This window comes from Sunxiuqinia indica (assembly GCF_009847015.1).
GTDB classification, from domain to species: domain Bacteria; phylum Bacteroidota; class Bacteroidia; order Bacteroidales; family Prolixibacteraceae; genus Sunxiuqinia; species Sunxiuqinia indica.
This window is the reverse complement of record NZ_WVEM01000002.1, coordinates 45,619-66,521: the sequence shown is the minus strand read 5'-3', so window position 1 is coordinate 66,521 and position 20,903 is coordinate 45,619. Positions and strand designations below refer to the sequence as shown.

Genomic DNA, 20,903 nt, shown 5'->3' with positions numbered 1-20,903 from the left:
TATCAGGCGAATTTAAGTAATGTTGTTATTCAAACTGCTCAATCCCAACAAGAAGATAAAATGACGTCCAATTGCGATTCCATTAATTCGGTTCAGCTGAAACAGTCTCCATAATTCGAATTCCGCTCTTTTTCATGAGTTCACTCGCATTAAAATCATTACATATACCCGGGCGAATTTCATAACTAAAAATCATAGAATCATTTATAATTTCACTGTTGAAGCTATAATTTGCAACCAGCTTTTTATTCCCCGATAGTTTTGCCAGTTCAATGTCGTGTGTTGCAATAATTCCTGATGTTTTGAGCTCACTCAATTGATTAATCAATGAAAAACCTCCTTTATGTCTATCTTCGGAGTTTGTGCCTTTAAACATCTCGTCTAAAAGAAAAAACGTATTCTGATTGCTTTCGATCAGTTTCAGCATCTTTTCAATTCTGCTTAATTCGGCATAAAAAGAAGAGATTCCTTCCTTTAAATTATCCTGGGTTCTCATACTCGTATATAACTTCAGGTTCGAAACCTGCCCATTTTTTGCACAACAAGGGGCACCGGCTAATGCTAAAACCAGGTTTACGCCCACAGTTCTTAAAAAAGTGCTTTTCCCTCCCATATTCGAACCGGTAATCAAAACAACATCACCTTGTCCCTCGGAGTGAAAATCATTACACACCCGTTTAGTCGAATTGATTAAGGGATGCCCCAACGACTCAAAATGTACGTAATTGTCCTTTTCTGTTATCTCCGGAAATGTATAGGACGGATTTGAATAGCAATAACCTGCAAGGCTACTGATCACCTCAAACTCACTAACAGCTTCAGCCCATGCTTTCAAATACGCCTTATTTTTTGTTTTCCATTTTTCTACGCTTATAATCACGTAAATATCGATTAGCAGGAAACTATTTAATATAGAATAAAAATAATTGCCTTTTATTGGCATCTTGATCTTATTTACACCTCTTTGCTGAGAAAAGTCTAATAATTTGCACAGCTTTTTAATTTCTTTGAATGCTGAATACTTATTTTTACTTAGCAATGATTTTAGTTGTTCTAATTTTTTCGACTGGAAACTCTCCCCTTCAATTTTATTGATCAATGTCTGATAACCTCTTAACGTGTTAATATTCTCTGTTGATGTTTCAACAATATCATCGGCTATGGGTCTTACTTTTTTTAAAATTCTGTTGATAATAAATAAAACAGTAATAAAAGGGAGCAAATAAATAAACCAGCTTGATGAACTCACATAAGGCAGGTAGAAATATAAGGTGAGAAACGATAGACCCGAAAGGATTATGGCTGCTGCCAGATAGATTCGTCGATATTTTAATAAAACGACAGGTGCTTCTACCCAATTTAACAATCTATAATAATCACTTTTTTTATTCTGAAAGTGCATGCCTGACGCCTGAAAATCCTGCCTCCAATCCAATTTTTGAGCTAATTCTTTGATGGCATTTTGTCGGTCGTGTATTTCACGATTAGGTGCAGGTTCCGACAGCCATTCTGATAACAAAATCATACCCGACTCCGTCGTTGTTCTGTTGAGCAATTGAAAAATGGAATGCTGTCCAAAAATATCTAAATCAGAGGTATAAGGATGATTTGGATTGATAAACTGATCTCCGGTATCAAATTCTTCCAGATGAGATGTTTCTCTTAAAATTTCGGATTCATTTATACTTTTCAGGTAAGCAGTATGCTTTTTCAGGTAAGCTATTTTGTTGTAATACTTGATTGCAGCACCAAAACATACGATCAATAGTGGAAAAACAAACAGAACCGGGGTTAATAAATTTGAACTAAACAAGTAGATCAGAATGATACTTGAAATGACAAAAACAAATAACCGAAGAAATGAAATACGTTTCAACAGCTTACTTAGTTTAAGCAGCTTGACATCGTATGTTTTTATATTATCGCGATAGATCTTCATCTCATTATAATTTAAAATTTTCAACGGTATTCGATGGAACTCGCTTATAATGATTCTCCTGTGTGTGATGGCCTTTACATGCTCGCTTCATGTGTTTCTCATCGTTTATTTTTCCCATTTTAAGTTCGTGCAGTTTCAGTTGCAAATTATGCGTCAATTAGTAAGCTTACTCGTTGCATGATGGTTTTTTATAACGTTAAGTAAAACGTTACCTGTTTTAAGCCCTTTAATCACATACTCATAAGCTTCGGATATATCTTCGATTAAATATTCCCGATCAATAACGGGTTTGAATTTCCCTGTCGCCAAAAGATGACTGATATATGGTATTGTTTTCTGCTTGTTGCAAGGAATAGGGAAAATTACTTTTTTACCAGACATTGAAGTTAAGAGCGGATAGAAAACATTTTGGGAATAGGGACCCAGCTCAGACGAAATATAAATACCTTTTTCTTTCAATATTGATTTACACTTCCCAAATGTGCTTTTACCAACGGTATCAAAAACAAAGTCGTATTTATCGTTATCACTCGTAAAATCTTCTTTGGTATAATCAAAAATTTTGTCGGCACCTAAAGATTTGACTAGCTCAATATTTTTCGTACTACAAGTAGCAGTTATCGTGATATCATATTGCCGAGCAAATTGCAGAAGAGCAGAACCAATAGCACCAGTTGCACCATTTATTAGCATATTTTGTCCGGACTTGATCGTTACTTTATGTATGAAAGAGTATGCATAATGAGCCCCTTCCAAACCAGCGGCCGCCTGTTTAAAATCAATGTTTTCAGGGATTGAGAAAACATGATCCTTTGTTGTCGTTGTATATTCAGCCTGAGATTCAGCCCCCGTATCATTAAAGCCAAATACCCGATCTCCAATAGTAAGTGCCTTCACATTTTGGCCAATTGCTACTACTTCACCAGCGAAGTCGGTCCCTAAAATAATTTTACGTGGTTTAAATAGTCCTAAGACAAATCTCATGATAAGTGGTTTTGCCGTAAGGTTGGCACAATCTGTCCTGTTAACCGTTGTAGTATAAACCCGAATTAACACTTCATCGTCTTTTGGAATTGGTTTTTCAACCTCTTCAATTCTTATTCGACTTGGAGAACAATAACTTCTGCGTATTGAGGCTTTCATGTTTTATTTTTTTATTCTTCAATAGAGTAAAACGCTGAGACATCCTGCTGTAGCTGATTTCGGAGCGCCCTCATGTCCGTCTGGACTAAATAGTAATGCGAGTCTGTAGTTACGAACCGCACCAATCCCACTCTGAAATAGGAACTGTATTATGCGTTCGGTTTTATCTTTTTTAATTCTATCATTATTTTATTTTTCTCACCTTTTGCGGTCATAAGGTCACGGACCTATTTGATATTTTCGATTTCGCTTCTATCACAAATTGTTAAAGACTCGAAACATGACACTAAATTACTCGCACTGCTTAATTCTAACTTTTCAAATCGTCGTCTCCTACATTAGAGGCTTTAACTCCTATTCATCAGAATCGCAAACGTCGGTTCATTAGTCGTGTATCTGAGTTTTAACTGTCCCAAGTTAGTAATTTTGGGAGGCAAGTGACACTGTTGACTATAATTTATTTCATTCAAAACAATACCGACCAGGGGCCATTCTGAAGAAGAAGAGGGTTTGTGGATGTTCAACCAGAAATGTAGAGGAGACTTCCGATTGGCGAATTCGACTACCCATTGTAATAATTTCCGCCCCTCTGTCTGTCGAAAGGCTGATAGCTCGCCCTGATTTTAATCTGGTAAACCTTAAGCTTAAACAGATGTTTTACACATTATCTATCCTGAGCAAATAATACTTAGTCATGAAACAACTGCTTTATCTTTTTTTAAACAGCCTGACACTTCTTTTTGCCTTAACCATGAACTATTTATCCGGAACGGGTGCCATAAATGGTATGACGGTAGGAGAAGTGAGTGCCAAATTTGAAAACCTGTTTACTCCGGCCGGTTATGCTTTCGCCATTTGGGGAGTCATTTATCTGCTATTGATTGCTTTTGTAGCGTATCAATGGTATGCATGGTTCAAACACAAACAGGATGAAGCTTTGACTCAAACCGGGTTCTGGTTTGCCTTATCGAATGTAGCTAACGGGCTCTGGATTTATGCGTGGACACATTTACAACTTGAGTTTTCAATGCTGCTCATGCTGGTATTGCTTTTTTCATTAATTGTCATGACACTGCGGTTACGGCTCGAAACATGGGATGCTCCGGTACGCATCATCTTTTTTGTTTGGTGGCCGGTTTGCATCTACTTAGGATGGATTGTTGTAGCTACCGTAGCAAATTTTTCAGCCTGGCTGGTGAGTATCGGCTGGAGGGGCGGTTCGATACCCGAAACATACTGGGCACTGCTGATGATTGCAGTTGCGACATCCATTTATGTCTTACTCATTTATTATCGGAATTTGAGGGAGGCAGCACTCGTTGGAGTGTGGGCACTCATTGCTATTGCAGTAAAACAATGGGAAATGAATCGTTACGTGGTATATGGAGCGTTAATTGGCGCGCTTATTCTGTTCATTTACAGCATGTGGCATGGCTATAAAAACAGGCTAACATCTCCCGCCAAGAAACTAGAACGGGGAGAATTTTGACGCGCACCCTACCCATGGTTTGACTAAATCGGCAAGCTGCTGCTCAACTGAAAGCAACCACCTCCCGGGTCAAAGCCCGGACTCCTCCTTGAAAAGAAGGAGAAATGAGGACAGAACAACAAAGCTTGTTTGAATGTCCGGCTAACTCAAATGGATACCTTTCGGGTGAGTGAGGCCGGGAAATTGCCAATTGTGCGGTCAGTTTGCTCCGGGGACGGCACAAACTGCCGATTAAATTGGAAAAAGTGCCGAGGGGAGGCTCATCAAGTCCAATGGGAACCAAAAAATCGGCCGGGGAAGGGTCAACTTGTCCGGGGGAGCACAAAAACCCGCGATGGAGGGTCAAACCTGCCGAGGGGATACTAAAATCAAGGGTTTCAGAATTTGCAGGAAGACCTCAGTCGGGCGATTTGGAACCGCCGGGCGGATTCGATTTTCACCGACTGCTCATTTTCGAACTGCCGGCAAGGTGTGAAAACCATCTTTTAGGTTTTCTGCTTTTTCTTTTTGGCTGCGGGAAACAGGATATTATTCAGGATTAACCGATAACCCGGCGAGTTGGGGTGCAAGTTTAAATCGGTAGGCGGATCGCCAACCAGGTGACGGTAATCTTCGGGGTCGTGTCCACCATAAAAGGTCCAGAAACCTTTGCCTAATTCGCCATGAACGTAGCGAGCCTCTCCGGCTCCTTTGTTTTCCCCCATTACCAGCACGTTGGGCTTAATCAGCGATTGTCTAAAAGCAGTTGTTTGCCCCATAAAGCCTTTAATAATTCGCTGATGGTTTTGGGTTAGCATGGTTGGTACCGGATCCCACTTGGCCGAAAAATCAAACAAAGTAAAATAATCCTGACTTGGTGTTACCTGCCTGGTTGTTGACACGTCAATGTCAGAAAATTCGTATTGAAAAGGATCTTTTACAACTTCAAAATCACGAAAAGCCAGCGTTTTCGAAAAATCCAGCTTCTCATTCATGTGCGGGTCGGCGGGGTCGCCATCAAACATCGACTCGCAAATATCCACCCCATCGGCAGCCATAGCAATATCGTAAGTATCGGTAGCTGCACACATCGCAAACAAGAATCCACCCCGCGCAATGTAGCCCTGGATTTCCTTGGTAACCGCCCGCTTCATTTCCGACACCTTGGTGAATCCCATCCGCGCGGCCAGAGCTCTGTTGGTTTCAACTTCCTGCTGATACCAGGGCATATGCTGATACGAACGGAAAAACTTTCCAAACTGACCGGTAAAATCTTCGTGGTGTAAATGCAGCCAATCGTAGTCTTTTAGCTGATCGGTTAAAATTTCTTCGTCGTAAATTACATCATACGGTATTTCGGCGTAGGTTAACACCATCGTTACCGCATCGTCCCAAGGTTGTTTATTGGGTGGTGAGTACACTGCAATTTTGGGTGCTTTTTGCATGGCAATGGCATCCTGGTTGACCTCGGGGCGCGCAATCTCAGCCAGAATTGCACTGGACTGCACATCGGCCATTTTCTCAACACTTACACCGCGCACTAAACATTCATCTTCAATTTCCTGGTAATACGGAATTAGAAAACTGCCGCCGCGGTAGTTCAGCAACCACTTTACCTCAATGCCTTGCTCCAATGTCCAGTAGGCCATTCCATAAGCTTTCAGGTGATTTTTTTGCTGATCATCCATCGGAATCATCAGGTAAATCGCCCAACTACTTTGCACGGCAAGGATAAAAAGTGCCAGTATCAGAAAAACTCTTTTAAAAAGACTAAAACGGAACATCATCTGAATTTGGTGTTTGATAAGAACCATTCCCTTCCGATTCGAAGCCGCTGTTTACGGGCATTTCAACACTACCCGGGTCATCATTCATTTTCGATCCAAATGTCTGTCCCACAACTCCACCACCTATTTCCTCCGGAATAATCGTTTCCAGGTCGCAGAATTTAACCTGCTGTTTCTTGAACGCCAGTGGCACATCACCCACTGAACCATTCCGGTGCTTGGCGATAATAATCTCGGCAACACCAATCAACGAATTTCCGTTTTCATCCTCGGTGATACCATAATATTCGGGACGGTGAATAAACATCACCATATCGGCATCCTGCTCAATGGCACCCGATTCACGAAGGTCGGAAAGTTGTGGCCGCTTTCCTTCGCGCGACTCAACCGAACGGTTCAGCTGCGAAAGGGCTAAAATTGGTATGTTCAACTCCTTGGCAATGGCTTTCAGCGACCGGGAAATCATACTCACCTCCTGCTCACGACTACCGCGTCCGGCATCTCCGGCGGTCATCAGCTGCAAGTAATCGACAATCACCACACCAATGTCGTGCTGCATTTTCAATCGTCGGCATTTGGCTCGGAATTCAAAAATAGAAAGTGCAGGAGTATCGTCGACGAATAAGGGGGCATCTTCCAATACGTTCAGTTTTCGGTTAAAATGCTCCCACTCCCAATCTGCCAAATGTCCATTTTTAATTTTTTCTGATCCCAGTTCGGTTTCAGCTGCCAGCAAACGATTAACCAGCTGCACCCCCGACATCTCCAGCGAAAATACAGCAACAGGTGCTTTGTGCTCCACCGCCATATTCCGGGCCATAGAAAGTACAAATGCGGTTTTACCCATCGCCGGACGGGCAGCGATAATGATCAAGTCGGTTTTTTGCCAGCCGGAAGTCATGCGGTCGAGTGCGGTAAATCCACTGGGCACTCCACTCAGTCCGTCTTCCCGCTTCGAAGCTTCTTCAATTAAACGAGCAGCTTCTTTCAAAATCGGTTTAATCGGAAGGGTTTCTTTCTTGATGTTTCCCTCGGCCACTTTAAAAAGCGCTGTTTCCGAAAAGTCAATCAAATCATCCACATCCATATTGTCATCGTATGCGCTGGTCTGAATTTCAGAAGACACCCGAATCAACTCACGCTGAATGTATTTTTGAGCAATAATACGTGCGTGAAATTCGATATGCGCTGCCGAGGCCACCCGACTGGTCAACTGCGTAATATAAAGTGGACCACCCACGACGTCGAGTGTTTCATTGTCTTTCAGTTGTTGAGTGACCATCAACAAATCCACCGGCTTTTCGTGGGTTGACAAATGTTTGATCGCTTCAAAAATCTTTTGGTGTTCTTCTTTATAAAAACTGGGAGTATCAATAACATCGGCCACAGTAACATAGGCATCACGTTCCAGCATCAGCGCTCCCAAAACAGCTTCCTCAACATCAATTGCCTGTGGTGGCAATTTACCGTACTGCGCATTAATCTGTTCTATTGAGTTGTTCTGTTTCTTCCGCGAATTATTCCGATCTGTAGCCATGTCTGAAAAATAAACTTATTGATTTGCAGAACCTTCTGGTTCTGAATTTTTAGTGATAACGAATTTTAAAGTTATAAAAAAAGGAAACCATTTTAGTCTCCTTTGCTAATTTAGAACAGGTATTTTTTTCAACAAATCTGATCCTGAATGATTTTGGTAATAATATCTTTCAACTCCATGTCCATCGCTTCAATTTGCTGAGGAATAAAACTTGTTGCAGTCATTCCGGGAGTCGTATTCACCTCAAGAAAATACAAGGTATTCCCTTTTAAAATATAATCAACCCTGACAATGCCACGGCAATTGCATAAATCATAAATTCTTGAAGAAAGCTGCTGACACCGTTGGGTTAACTCTTCTGAAATGCGTGCGGGAGTAATTTCCAGGGTCGCTCCTTTTGTATACTTCGATTCAAAATCGAAAAACTCATTTTTAGGAAGCACCTCCGTTATTGGAAAAATAAATTCCTCATGCTGCATTTTCACCAATCCACCCGTAAGCTCCAATCCATCTATAAACTCCTCGACCAATGCCTCCGGACTCTCTTCCCACGCTTTCTCAATAGCTGCTTTCAGATTTTCTTTCAACTTTACTTTTGTAATGCCAAAGCTGGAACCTCCAACATTGGGCTTCACAAAAACCGGCAGTCCTAAATCAGCAACCAACTGATCTACATTAATACCATCGCCCCGGGTTAAGCGAACCGACTTTGCCATGGTAATACCGAAATTGCGCAAGTAATTGCTACAATAGTATTTATTAAACGTTAAGGCTGAAGATTGCACACCACAGGTGGAGTACGGGATTTTCATCAAATCGAAATAGCCCTGCAAAATGCCATCCTCTCCGGGAGTTCCGTGAATGGTGATGTAAGCATAATCAAAATGCAGCTTCTCACCCTGATACTGAACTGAAAAGTCCTGCTTGTCGATAGCAGCAACGGGCTCGCCATCAACAACCAACTTCCAGTCCTTCCCTTTCATCTCAACGGCCCAAGGCTGAAATAAATCAGGATCTACCGCCTGCAACACATTCTTACTGCTCATCACCGAAACAACGTATTCGGAGGAGTCGCCGCCATAAACGACTGCAATATTTTTCTTCATGTGCTCTTCGTTATTTAGTTTTTATGGTAACACCTGAAACTCGCTTTAACAAATCATACACCCGCATCGGAAGGAGAATAATTAGTTGCTCGTTTCACGGTCCTATTCAATATTTCGATTGGATATATAACCACGCCATTTTTCAACAACCTCACTCATGTCATTCGGTAATTCCGAATCGAAAAGCATTTCCTCTCCGGTCGTTGGATGTACAAAGCCAAGTGTTTTAGCATGAAGTGCCTGCCGTGGTAAAATCTTAAAACAGTTATTTACAAATTGCTTGTATTTCGAAAAAGTGGTTCCTCTTAAAATATGATCGCCACCATAAGTGTCATCATTAAAAAGCGGATGTCCAATGTATTTCATATGAACCCGAATCTGATGTGTGCGGCCGGTTTCCAGCTGACATTGAACCAGATTAACATAGCCCAATTCCTCCAGCACCTTGTAGTGCGTAACGGCAGTTTTTCCGTACTCCCCATCGGGATATACCGTAAACACCTGTCGATTGCTGTGGCTTCGCCCGATATTGCCTTCAACTGTTCCGGTTGGCTCTTTCAGGTTCCCCCAAACCAGCGCGATATACTGGCGTTTGGTCGTTTTCTCGAAAAACTGCAACGACAATTTGGTTTTGGCCGTTTCCGTTTTAGCAATCACCATCAGCCCCGACGTATTTTTATCAATCCGATGCACCAGCCCCGGTCGAGGATCGGCACTTTTAAACATCTCCAAATCTTTGTAATAATAAGCCAGTGCATTAACCAACGTACCGGAATAGTTGCCATGCCCGGGGTGAACCACCAAACCCGGTGGTTTATTAATTACAATCAGCTGATCGTCCTCATAAACAATGTTTAGCGGAATATCTTCAGGGATAATCTTCAGCTCACGCCGCGGAAAATCCATTACAATGGCCACCTCATCGCCAGGCTTCACCTTGTAGTTTGATTTTACCGACTGTCCGTTAACCAATATACTACCGGCGTCGGCAGCCGCCTGTATGCGACTTCGCGAGGCATTATCAATCCGATTGACTAAATACTTGTCTACGCGCAGCATTTTCTGCCCGGGATCGACCTCCAGCTTGTAATGCTCATACATGACCCCTTCTTCGGACTCATCCAACTCATCATCAAAATCGGTATTTTTTTCTTCAACCATTATTAAAATTCAAGTTCGCTGGCCTCTTCTATTTTCTCTTCATCAACCGTTAGCCAAATATCAATTGATGTTCCCTGTTCTATTTCTGCTCCAGGCTCAGGTTCCGGCCGTTGTTGCCAGATCCGTGCGGCAAGGCTATCATCCAGTGTTTCAAAGGTATCATCATAAATCACTGCCCCCACGTTTAAGTATGAAGCGGCCAACAACTGATTGGCCTGATCGAGCCTGACCCCCAACAAATTTGGTATCTCCGTTTTCTCTCCAAATCGGTTTTGGCCCACTGTTAAATCAATGTTAGATCCTTTATTAACCAAAGTTCCTTCATCAACGGATTCGCCATTTTGTTCTTGCCGGAGCACCAGATTGGGAAATTCTGAAGGTACATAATCCACATTCCCAATGTTCAGTCCCATACTCATCATCAAATTTAAAGCTTGCCGATACGAGATATCCGTGAGTTTTGGCATCGCTACCTGTTCCGGTTTACTTGCGCATATCGTTAGAAAAACGGTGCGTCCCTGCTTCACATCGAAGCCCGCAACCGGAACCTGATCAATCACCGTCCCCGGCTGGGCATCGCCAAGATATAACGAGTCTGTAATCTGGTACTGAAGTTCCTTCTCATTCAACACCTTCTTCACATCGTCAATCTGCATTCCCATTAAATCAGGAACTGCAAATGACTCGCCATGATTGGTGTAAACTCGCAACACAAACATGGTTACTAACAATAGCATCACAGTAATTACTACCGCTAATAAAATGCTAATCCAAAAACTCTTACTTATCAGGTATGACTTGAAACTCATAGTTTACACATTATAGTTTGTACCCTTTTTTGAACTGATCCGGATCGATCTAAACAAATTCAAATTGCTTCGAAACGAGTTTGCTCCTGCTCTGTTCTTCTTAAGAAACAAAAATAGCTTAAATATTAGTATGTAAAAATCAGAATAAATATAATTCATCTGTAAACACGAACAGCAGGTATGCCTTGCATTAAACACAAAACAGGCTGACTCAATTGAGTCAGCCTGTTTTTATCTTGTCTATCTTACTGTCTTAACAACAAGAAGAAGATTGCTTATTCAGCTTTCTTTTCTTCTTTATCTGCAGCAGGTTTTTCTTTTGAAGTTTCCTCCTTAGCTGGTTCTTCAGCAGGAGCTTCCTCTTTTACTGGTTCTTCAGCAGGAGCTTCCTCCTTGGCTGGTTCTTCAGCGGGAGCCTCTTCCTTTACTGGTTCTTCAACAGGAGCCTCTTCCTCTGCAACTTCCTCAGTTACTTCAGGAGCATTTGCTGCTTGAGCTTCGGCTGCCAATTCCGCGTTGCGTTTAGCAATTGCCTCTGCACGGTCGGCATTTACCTTTGCTTCTGCTTCAAGTTGTTTTGCTTTGGTTGATTCTTCATCTTTCGATAAGCGATCTTTTTTCGCTTGAATCTTAGCTTCTTTATCAGCGACCCAAGCTTCGAAACGACGATCTGCTTCGGCCTCATCAAAAGCACCTTTGGCAACTCCTCCAATAAGGTGTTTTTTGTACAATACTCCTTTGTAAGATAAAATAGCTCTTACAGTGTCGGTTGGCTGTGCACCTTTTGTAAGCCAGTCTAAAGCTTTATCAAAATCAAGATCGATCGTAGCAGGATTTGTGTTTGGATTATAAGCTCCAATCCTTTCAATATAACGACCATCTCGTGGTGCCCTGCCATCAGCTACCACAATGTGGTAAAAAGCGTAACGTCTGCGACCTTGTCGCTGCAATCTGATTTTTGCTGGCATTTGAATTTAATTTAAATTGATAAACATTTTTTAAATGTGGCGCAAAGATAATCTTTTATTTCTGAAATAAAACCATATCATTATGAGTTTTAGTATTGAAGAAAAAAAATGGAAGCTACCCGCAACCTTTTTCTCATTAATTCATCTAGTTTTAACAATTGAAAACAATGCTAAAAGATATTAGAACCATGAAAAAAATTATTCTCTACATTATTCCAATACTAGCTGTCGCGCTCGTCGCTTGCGAACCTGAGGAAATCCCCTTTCGCCCTCAAGCTGATGTGTTCATGATTACCAAAACAATTGAAAACAACGGCCAAATTGACACGGTATATGGCTTTGCGCTACACGTATTTGCCAATAAACCAATGACCAACGTTAGCGCAAGCCCTGACAATGCAACGGATATAGCCTACTCACTGGAGGCAATTGAGGGAAATCCGTACAACTACTACTACCAAACGGAGGACAATAACTTCAGCCAACAACTACCGACCATCGGAAGGTACGATTTCAATATCCTTGCAGAAACAGGCGAGTCTGAATCGATGAGTGATAATCTGTTAGACGATTTCATTTATCCAACCGATACGATAAACTACGAATATGACACAGAAAAGAAACAGCATGTATTGAACTGGAATAAAATTGATGATGCCAGCTATATTATAATCAAACTGTATGACACTGACGATGAATTGGTCTTCAACAGCCCCAGTTCAATTGATGGGAAGAAAACCAGCTATACACTCTCAACTTCATCAGGCTGGATAAATAGCAGGATTCCCGAAACTGGAGATCAATTTATTCTGGAGCTGGATGCATACTCGTTTGAAGCAGGACAAGAGGGCGTAAACTTACAAGCTAAATCGATTAGCAAAAACACAATTGTTTGGACAGAATAATCCTCAACCTATCTTTACAAAACGGGCAGTCTGCATTTTAGCAACTGTCCGTTTTTTGTTGATTAATCGCAAGTGTTTTCCTATTTTTGTGTTCAACTAAAAACAAAAAAAATGATTCAGAATGAGCAGCTCAAAGAGCTTGCAGAGCGCCGGGATGCGCTGAGGAGGCATCTTTGACTACGATGCAAAAATAATTCAACTCAAAGAAGAAGAACTTAAAACTCAGGATCCAGACTTCTGGACAAACCCCAAAGAAGCTGAGCAACAGATGAAAACCATCCGATCCATTAAAGCATGGACTGATGGTTATGAAAAGATCCACCAGGCACTAGAAGACTTGCAGGTGATTTACGAATTTTTTGAAGCTGAAGAAGCCAGCGAGGAAGAAACAGATGCTCAATACAAAAAAACACTGACCTATATTGAAGAGCTGGAAACGCGGAACATGCTTCGTAAAGAAGAAGATCGGCTTGGTGCCATTCTTCGAATAAATGCAGGAGCTGGCGGAACCGAAAGCAACGACTGGGCCGAAATGCTGATGCGCATGTACATGCGTTGGGGCGAAAAAGAAGGCTACAAAGTTAAAGTAGCAGAATATAATGCCGGCGATGAAGTTGGTGTGAAAAGCTGTACCATCGAGTTTGAAGGCGATTATGCCTACGGCTACCTGAAAAGTGAAAATGGTGTTCACCGGCTCGTTCGGCTATCACCATTCAATGCTCAAAATAAGCGAATGACTTCGTTCACATCAGTTTTCATTGCTCCTTTGGTTGATGATTCGATTGAAATTGAGATCAATCCATCTGACATTACCTGGGACACCTTTCGATCGGGAGGTGCCGGTGGACAAAATGTGAATAAAGTTGAAACCGGAGTTCGGCTGCGACATGCTCCGACAGGTATCATCATTGAAAACACCGAAAGTCGATCTCAATTGGGCAACAAGGAAAACGCGATGCGTCTGCTGAAGTCGCAGCTCTATGAACTGGAACTGCGAAAATTACGGGAGGCAGAAATGCAAATAGAATCGCAAAAGAAAAAAATTGAATGGGGCTCTCAGATTCGCTCATACGTTTTGCAACCCTATAAAATGGTTAAAGACGTGCGAACAAGTTACGAAACCGGCAATGTACAAGCCGTTTTAGACGGCGAAATCGACGGCTTTATGAAGGCCTACTTAATGGAATTCAGTGAAGAAAAATAAATATATTCGCATTGCGAGGCCAGAGGATTCCAAACAAATACTGGAAATTTACAAGCCATTTATCCTTAACTCGGCAGCTACCTTTGAGGAAGAAGTTCCGAGTCTGGAAGATTTCAAAAACCGGATAACCACTACTTTGGAAGAGTGTCCCTATCTGGTTTGCGAAATCGATGGAGAAATAGCCGGTTACGCCTATGCTTCTGCCTATCGAAGTCGGGCTGCCTATCGTTGGGATCGGGAAGTGTCGGTTTATGTGCACCCCAATTTCCGGAGACAAAACATTGCCAAAGCACTTTATGGAGCACTCATCCCCATACTCAACTTGCAAGGCTTTGTCAAACTTTTTGGCGTCATCACCTTGCCCAACCAAGGGAGCATTGCCTTGCACGAATCCATGGGATTTCAGAAAATGACAGAGTACCGCGATATTGGCTATAAATTAAATCAGTGGCACCATGTTGGATGGTGGGAACTCACAATCAATAAAAATTTGCAGAACCCTCCTGGCGAAATTATCCCATTTTCAGCATTAAAATTGGATAACAAGGTAGCTGAACTGCTGGAAAACGCTCGAACTTTGTTATTTTTAGAGGGATAAATTTAAAAGTCTTAAACATTTTAAATGCTTTGGGGCTTCTAGTTAGTAGAACTTGTTGAACACAAAACGAGCATGGATAAGTCGTTACACACAAGAGTATGATTATCCTGGGCTAGCTCCAGATGTTGCAATTAAAAAGAAGTAATTACCTGTATGAAAAAGATCGAACCATTCATAAATCGAGAAATTAGCTGGCTGTCCTTTAATGCGCGAGTATTGCAGGAAGCAGAAGATCCCTCAGTACCTTTATTTGAACGAATTCGCTTTGTCGGTATTTTCTCCAACAACCTTGATGAATTTTTCCGGGTCCGCGTAGCATCAGTGCGAAGAATGGTTGATTTTGGGAATGATGAATCTTTAATTGGAAACATTAAGCCTGATGAGCTTCATGAAAAAATTATGGAAACTGTGGTCGGACATCAAAAACGATCTCAGGAGGTATTTCGTAAAATCATCAAGGAATTAAACCAGGAAAACATTTTCATGATTGATGAAACGGATCTGGAGCCGGAGCAAATCGTTTTCATCAAAAACTTCTTCAAGGAAAAGCTGCTTCCCAACTTAATTCCGATCATGTTGAGCAAGGAAAGTAAATTTCCATACCTGCGCGATCGTTCAGTTTACCTGGCCATAAAACTGTCGATGAAGGAACGACCCGATAAATTCGCTTATGCGCTGGTACGCGTGCCCGACCTTTCCATGTCTCGGTTTGTAGTTTTGCCTGAAAAGGACGGGAAGAAATTTGTCATGCTATTGGACGACGTAATTCGATACAGCATGCCCGACATTTTTCCCTTATTCAACTACGACCACTTTGAAGCCTACACCATAAAAGTAACCCGTGATGCGGAGCTCGACATTGATGACGACATCTCCAAAAGCTTTGTTGAGAAAATGGAAGCAGGTTTGAAGAAGAGAAAAGTAGGGACACCGGTACGCTTACTTTACGACAAAGAAATACCCGATGATTTACTCAGTTTCATCAACAAAAAGATGAAATTGGATCCCGACAACCAGATTCCGGGTGGGAAATACCATAATCACAAAGATTTTATGAACTTCCCTGAAATCGGACAGGCTGATCATTATTATAAAAAGCTCACTCCGATTCGGCACAAGGAATTGAAACAGCATGAAAGCATCCTAAAGAAACTACGCAAGAAGGATATCATGCTTCATTATCCCTATCAAAGTTTCAGCCACTTTTTAGATTTGCTTCGCGAGGCGGCAATCGACCCAAAAGTTAAAGAAATAGGAATCACGATTTACCGGGTTGCCGGTAATTCCCGGGTTGTAAATGCCCTGCTCAATGCGATCAGAAATGGAAAAAAAGTAACGGTGGTCATTGAATTGCAAGCTCGTTTCGATGAGGAAGCCAACATTTTTTGGTCTAACAAGCTTCAGGATGAAGGAGCTCATGTTGTGAACGGTGTGCCCGGATTGAAGGTACATAGTAAGTTAGCCTGGATCAAGCGCAAAGAGAAAAACACCTACCGGAATTATGCCTATGTTGGAACAGGGAATTTCCACGAAGGAACCGCCAAAGTATATGGCGACGACGGACTGCTAACAGCAGATCCTCGAATTGCCGATGAAGTAGCACAACTTTTCAGTTTTTTCAAACACAATTACCGAATCAGCAGCTACAATCACCTCGTTATTAGCCCATTTGCTATGCGCCACTTTTTCGAGGACATGATTGATAATGAAATTGCCATAACCAAAGCAGGAAAGCGCGGTTTCATGGTTTTGAAAATGAATAGTCTGATCGATCCGGACATGATGAACAAGCTTTATAAAGCAGCTAAAGCAGGTGTAAAAATCAGACTAATTGTTCGCGGTATTTTTGGTTTGAAAACGGAATTGGAAGGAGTCAGTGAAAACATCGAGGCCATTAGTATCGTAGATAAATACCTGGAACACTCGCGAATTTTCCTGTTCGGAAATGGTGGTGACGAGAAAATATATATCTCTTCGGCGGATTGGATGCCACGTAACCTCAACCGGAGGATCGAAGTAGCATGCCCAATTTATAACGAAGACTTGAAAAATGAACTGCGTGAAATGTTAAAAATACAATTGCGCGACAACACCAAATCACGGGTTCTCGACAACGAACTTTCAAACAACTACAGCAGGCAGCACATGGAAGGACGTATCAGGTCACAGGAAGATTACTATCAATACATCAAGGAAAAACACTTAGTTGCTATGAAAATTTATCACAATCCCCGTTGTTCAAAAAGTCGTGCGGGCTTAAAATACCTGGAGGAGAACGGCTACAAAGCAGACGTACGAACCTATATGAAAGACGGAATCACGCCTGACGAAATTCGAAAAATAACTCAGAAGTCCGGGATGGCTCCTATCGACTTGGTTCGCAAACAGGAAGAGCTATACAAGACAGAGTACAAAGACAAAGAAATCAGCGATGAGGAATGGATGAAAATCCTGTCGGAAAACCCTCGCCTGCTGCAACGCCCAATCGTTATTAACGGTAAAAAAGCGATTTTGGCACAGCCACCAGAGCAAATCGAGCGAATCCGGTAAACTCTTACCCAACTTTTGATTGAAGCGACTGAATTTTCTTCTCTAGCTTTGCTTTACTTTTCAGAGCTTTTGAAAGTGCCAGCGCATCTTTTATTGCTTGTTTATCATACGTTTCAAGTATGATGTAATAATAGCGGGTTCCAAGGAAAACAGCCTTCAAATTTCGATCGGCATGTTGGGCAATAAACTCAATAACGCCATTATCGGCACCATTACGATAGCTTACTTTTTCCCATTTAGTATCTAAAAAATCGCTGTGGTGATTCAGTACGTTCTCCAAGGGAACGGTGTCTGTTTTAGCCTGAAGGTCGTTGTCATAAACCCGCAACGCAACATGGTTTAACCACTTGTCGCCATAATAGTTGCTTGATATGTATAAGTCGCCACGCTCGTCTAAATGAATCTGAATAAAGGACTTATCCCACCGACCTTCAAATTGCTGGCGTTTGTGAATGTATTGTGTATAGCGATCAAACTCAGTTTTTTCGGTGACAAACTTACTTTCTAATTTTTCGAATTTAACGTTCAGCGAGTCCATTTCATCTTGTGCCCGATAAAGCAAATCGGCATAAATTTTCTTCTCAAACTGACTCGCATTAACAACCGCCTGAATGGCTCCCTTGTAAAACTGCTGAATCGTATCCAGCTGCATCAAAGCATCTGTTGTATCGCCTGACTCATACAAACTTTGGGCAAGTTGCAATTTTTCGGCAGCTAATTCTTTTTCCGATTTTCCGCAGGAAAACAACAGACTGGAAAGCAGAATGACAAAAAAAACTCGGTTCATAATCATGTACAAATGCTTTAAAATAATTTCCTTCGTAAATTCAACATCAAAGAAAATTAATAATTATCAGGATGGAAACAAATTCAGTCGCTTTTTTTAGGTCACAACACTACCCTGATATAGTAAACAAACCGATTGTTGCTGCTTGGAAAGTGAAAAACCCGCAAAACGTAGGGAGCTTAATGCGACTGGTTGATAATATTGGTGGTGATAGCCTGATTATCTTGGATGATGAAAATCCGAAACGCGAAAGTTCGATCAAGAAAACAGCCGGGATGAGCTACAAAAACATCCAACTAAAATGGATGAGTTCAAAAGAATTTATCACTAGTCTGCCACTAAAATACCGACTAGTTGCCATTGAAACCAACGAGCAGTCTACCAACCTGTTCACAACTAAATTGCCTGACCAGATTGCTTATATTTTAGGAAGTGAGACGCACGGTCTGCCAACAGAGCTGATTAAACAATGTGCACAGAGCGTCCACATTCCAATGACTGGTAAATGCAAATCAATGAATATTTCGCATGCGCTGGCCGTAGGACTTTTTGAATGGCAACGCCAACAACTTTTCAGCCCCCACGATTAGTTTTCATCTATTTTTTCTACTTTTAACCAGATTAAACACAAAAAACCATGATCACGCTAACACAGTTGGAATATATTGTTGCTGTTGATACGTTCAGACATTTTGGCCGGGCTGCCGAACACTGCTTTATCACACAGCCAACCCTAAGCATGCAAATTAAAAAGCTGGAAGAAGATTTAGAAATCATCATCTTCGACCGCAGTAAGCAACCGCTAATCCCAACCGATGTTGGCAAACGCATTATCGAACAATCGCGTATTGTTCTGCAGGAAACCGAAAAGGTAAACGACATTGTCAAGGATCACAAAAACCTAATCTCCGGAGAACTCAAAATTGGCATTATCCCAACACTAGCTCCGTACCTACTACCCTTGTTTATTGGCAATTACAAACGAAAATATCCAAATATACAAATCACGGTGCAGGAGTTAACCACCGAAAATATTGTTGATCATTTGCAACGAGACCTGCTTGATGTTGGCATATTGGTGACGCCGCTTAAAGAAGAACGAATCAATGAAAGACCAATATTTTACGAAGAAATGCTGCTTTATTCACACCAAAACCATCCTCTTCACGACAAGCCAAACATCAAAGTTAAAGAAATTGCGACCCCTGAAATTTGGCTATTGAGCGATGGTCATTGCTTCCGCCACCAGGTCATTAATCTTTGCTCTTTTAAAGGGGCATCCAATGAAGCACTTCCATTTTATTTTGAAGCCGGTTCGTTGGAAACCCTAATGAACATTATTGACAAAGAAGGCGGAATTACACTGATTCCCGAATTAGCGTCGGTGGAGATGGGCGAAAACCGGAAAAGTCATGTTCGGCATTTTAGCGACGTAACTCCGATTCGAGAAGTGAGCTTAGTTTACTCACGCCATTTTGCGAAAAACAAGCTCATTGATCTGTTATGGAAGGAAATTCATGCAGCGATGCCCAACGAACTTCTGAATGAGAAAAGAGGAACAATTGTCGAGTGGAAATAATTTTTCAAGTTTTTATTTGATTTTAGAAAAAACTTCCATTTCTTTGCATCGCTGAAATCAAAAACAGCACTTCTAAAAGTAGAGGATGCAAAATTTCAGTAAAAATCCTGACAAAACATTTGGCGACTTCAAAATTTGATTTATTTTTGCAGTCCCAATTTCAGGGAAAGAAAATGATGGCCCGTTCGTCTAGGGGTTAGGACGCCAGGTTTTCATCCTGGTAGCAGGGGTTCGAATCCCCTACGGGCTACTTAATTTATTTATCAGAAGAAACAAAAATGGCACATCATCAATCTGCTAAGAAAAGAATTCGTCAAGACGAAAAAAAGAAAGTACACAACAAGTACTTTACGAAAACGATGCGTAATGCAGTTCGCGATTTGCGTGCAATAAGCGAAAAAGACGCTGCGGCCGTAGAGTATCCTAAAGTTGTTTCGATGATCGACCGATTGGCTAAAAAGAACTTGATTCATAAGAATAAAGCTGCCAATTTGAAATCAAAATTAGCTGCTCACGTTAGCAAGTTATAAGTAACACACAAGATATAATTAAAAACCTCTTCAGCAATTGAAGAGGTTTTTTTTTTGCTCTAAACTGAAGCTGTTGCTTTCGGATTTGTTTCATTCTTCATAACTTAGTTTATTACCAATGAAACAGAAGAGCAACAATGTATAAGAAACCGAGCATTAAAGAGTGGGCTGTGGAAGACCGTCCTCGTGAGAAACTACTAACCAATGGCACACGCTCACTCTCCGAGGCTGAACTAATCGCCATTTTAATCGGATCAGGAAACTCGAAGGAATCGGCTGTTGAACTCTCCCGCCGCATTCTTTTAACGGTTAACAACGATCTTTCTTTACTCAGTAAAAAGGATGCTTCCTATTTACTGAAGTTTAACGGAATAGGTGAAGCCAAAGCCGTAAATATTATGGCTGCGCTGGAGCTCGGCCGACGAAGAAAGGAAAATGGTGCATCAGCAAAAACAATCATCACAAACAGCAGCGATGCGGCCAGTTATTTTCGCCCACTGCTTGAAGATCTTCCTCACGAAGAATTTTGGATCTTGCTGCTCAACCGATCCAATACGGTGATCGATAAATTCATGGTGAGCCAAGGTGGCATTACCGGAACGGTGATCGATGTCAAACTAATCTTAAAAACAGCGCTTGAAAAATTAGCGTGCTCCATGATTTTATGCCACAACCACCCTTCGGGCAACATCATGGCCAGTGATGCCGACAAAAAAGTGACTCAGAAAATAAAATCAGCAGCCGAAATAATGGAAATTACGGTACTCGACCATGTAATTATTGCGCACGATCAGTATCTTAGCTTCACGGATGAAGGTTTACTTTAATCAAA

Annotated in this window: 18 protein-coding genes and 1 tRNA gene; 10 read left to right on the top strand and 9 right to left on the bottom strand. The window is 41.5% G+C overall.

What is annotated here, in order from left to right:
* Nucleotides 1–82: 82 nt before the first annotated feature.
* Both GR929_RS03575 and GR929_RS03570 read right to left on the bottom strand, forming a co-directional pair.
* Nucleotides 83–1,939, bottom strand: coding sequence for a MutS-related protein (locus GR929_RS03575; RefSeq protein ID WP_159517564.1), 1,857 nt, complete (start codon nt 1,937–1,939; stop codon nt 83–85).
* A 153-nt stretch (nt 1,940–2,092) separates the two neighbouring features.
* Nucleotides 2,093–3,082, bottom strand: a complete 990-nt coding sequence (locus GR929_RS03570; RefSeq protein WP_159517563.1) for an NAD(P)-dependent alcohol dehydrogenase — start codon at nt 3,080–3,082, stop codon at nt 2,093–2,095.
* 694 nt (nt 3,083–3,776) lie between these two features.
* Here GR929_RS03570 and GR929_RS03565 point away from each other — a divergent pair.
* Nucleotides 3,777–4,571 carry a hypothetical protein gene (locus GR929_RS03565; protein WP_159517562.1) on the top strand — a complete coding sequence of 265 codons (795 nt, stop codon included), beginning with the start codon at nt 3,777–3,779 and terminating at the stop codon, nt 4,569–4,571.
* A gap of 485 nt (nt 4,572–5,056) precedes the next feature.
* On the opposite strand, the gene GR929_RS03560 is transcribed toward GR929_RS03565, so the two are convergent.
* The 6 genes from GR929_RS03560 to GR929_RS03535 form a co-directional block, all read right to left on the bottom strand.
* Nucleotides 5,057–6,364, bottom strand: a complete 1,308-nt coding sequence (locus GR929_RS03560) for a hypothetical protein (protein WP_201300893.1) — start codon at nt 6,362–6,364, stop codon at nt 5,057–5,059.
* Complete coding sequence (gene dnaB / locus GR929_RS03555; RefSeq protein WP_159517561.1) at nt 6,321–7,874, bottom strand: replicative DNA helicase; 1,554 nt, start codon at nt 7,872–7,874, stop codon at nt 6,321–6,323. Before dnaB ends, GR929_RS03560 begins: the two co-directional genes overlap by 44 nt.
* A 128-nt stretch (nt 7,875–8,002) precedes the next feature.
* The gene (locus tag GR929_RS03550) at nt 8,003–8,980 is read right to left on the bottom strand and encodes a D-alanine--D-alanine ligase (protein ID WP_159517560.1); all 978 of its coding nucleotides are present in this window, start codon (nt 8,978–8,980) and stop codon (nt 8,003–8,005) included.
* 102 nt (nt 8,981–9,082) lie between these two features.
* Nucleotides 9,083–10,141: an RluA family pseudouridine synthase gene (locus GR929_RS03545; protein ID WP_159517559.1), complete on the bottom strand. Its 1,059-nt coding sequence runs from the start codon at nt 10,139–10,141 to the stop codon at nt 9,083–9,085.
* Nucleotides 10,142–10,143: 2 nt separating this feature from the next.
* Complete coding sequence (locus GR929_RS03540) at nt 10,144–10,950, bottom strand: PASTA domain-containing protein (protein WP_159517558.1); 807 nt, start codon at nt 10,948–10,950, stop codon at nt 10,144–10,146.
* Nucleotides 10,951–11,225: 275 nt separating this feature from the next.
* Nucleotides 11,226–11,918 (bottom strand): 30S ribosomal protein S16, encoded by a 693-nt coding sequence (locus GR929_RS03535; protein WP_159517557.1) that lies wholly within the window; start codon nt 11,916–11,918, stop codon nt 11,226–11,228.
* A 188-nt stretch (nt 11,919–12,106) separates the two neighbouring features.
* Between GR929_RS03535 and GR929_RS03530 the strand changes: the two genes are divergently transcribed.
* The 4 genes from GR929_RS03530 (at nt 12,107) to ppk1 (ending at nt 17,175) form a co-directional block, all read left to right on the top strand.
* Complete coding sequence (locus GR929_RS03530; RefSeq protein ID WP_159517556.1) at nt 12,107–12,823, top strand: hypothetical protein; 717 nt, start codon at nt 12,107–12,109, stop codon at nt 12,821–12,823.
* Between the two features lie 111 nt (nt 12,824–12,934).
* A protein-coding gene (prfB, locus tag GR929_RS03525) for a peptide chain release factor 2 (protein WP_159517555.1) occupies nt 12,935–14,027 on the top strand; the annotation gives its coding sequence in 2 pieces (ribosomal slippage) (nt 12,935–12,997 and nt 12,999–14,027; 1,092 coding nt in all).
* Nucleotides 14,014–14,625 (top strand): GNAT family N-acetyltransferase, encoded by a 612-nt coding sequence (locus GR929_RS03520; protein WP_159517554.1) that lies wholly within the window; start codon nt 14,014–14,016, stop codon nt 14,623–14,625. Before prfB ends, GR929_RS03520 begins: the two co-directional genes overlap by 14 nt.
* Before the next feature lie 153 nt (nt 14,626–14,778).
* On the top strand, nt 14,779–17,175 hold the full coding sequence (gene ppk1, locus GR929_RS03515; protein WP_159517553.1) for a polyphosphate kinase 1: 2,397 nt from the start codon (nt 14,779–14,781) through the stop codon (nt 17,173–17,175).
* Nucleotides 17,176–17,179: 4 nt separating this feature from the next.
* Here the strand turns inward: ppk1 and GR929_RS03510 are convergent, their stop codons facing one another.
* Entirely contained in the window at nt 17,180–17,968 is a 789-nt protein-coding gene (locus GR929_RS03510; protein WP_159517552.1) for an outer membrane protein assembly factor BamD, read from the bottom strand.
* Between the two features lie 65 nt (nt 17,969–18,033).
* Here GR929_RS03510 and GR929_RS03505 point away from each other — a divergent pair, with 65 nt between their 5' ends.
* From GR929_RS03505 to radC, 5 genes are all read left to right on the top strand, one after another.
* Nucleotides 18,034–18,552: a TrmH family RNA methyltransferase gene (locus GR929_RS03505; protein ID WP_159517551.1), complete on the top strand. Its 519-nt coding sequence runs from the start codon at nt 18,034–18,036 to the stop codon at nt 18,550–18,552.
* 47 nt (nt 18,553–18,599) lie between these two features.
* Nucleotides 18,600–19,541 carry a hydrogen peroxide-inducible genes activator gene (locus GR929_RS03500; RefSeq protein WP_159517550.1) on the top strand — a complete coding sequence of 314 codons (942 nt, stop codon included), beginning with the start codon at nt 18,600–18,602 and terminating at the stop codon, nt 19,539–19,541.
* 178 nt (nt 19,542–19,719) lie between these two features.
* A tRNA-Glu gene (locus GR929_RS03495) sits at nt 19,720–19,791 on the top strand.
* 28 nt (nt 19,792–19,819) lie between these two features.
* The gene (gene rpsT, locus GR929_RS03490; RefSeq protein WP_159517549.1) at nt 19,820–20,071 is read left to right on the top strand and encodes a 30S ribosomal protein S20; all 252 of its coding nucleotides are present in this window, start codon (nt 19,820–19,822) and stop codon (nt 20,069–20,071) included.
* A 137-nt stretch (nt 20,072–20,208) separates the two neighbouring features.
* Complete coding sequence (radC, locus tag GR929_RS03485) at nt 20,209–20,898, top strand: RadC family protein (RefSeq protein WP_159517548.1); 690 nt, start codon at nt 20,209–20,211, stop codon at nt 20,896–20,898.
* Nucleotides 20,899–20,903 lie beyond the last annotated feature (5 nt).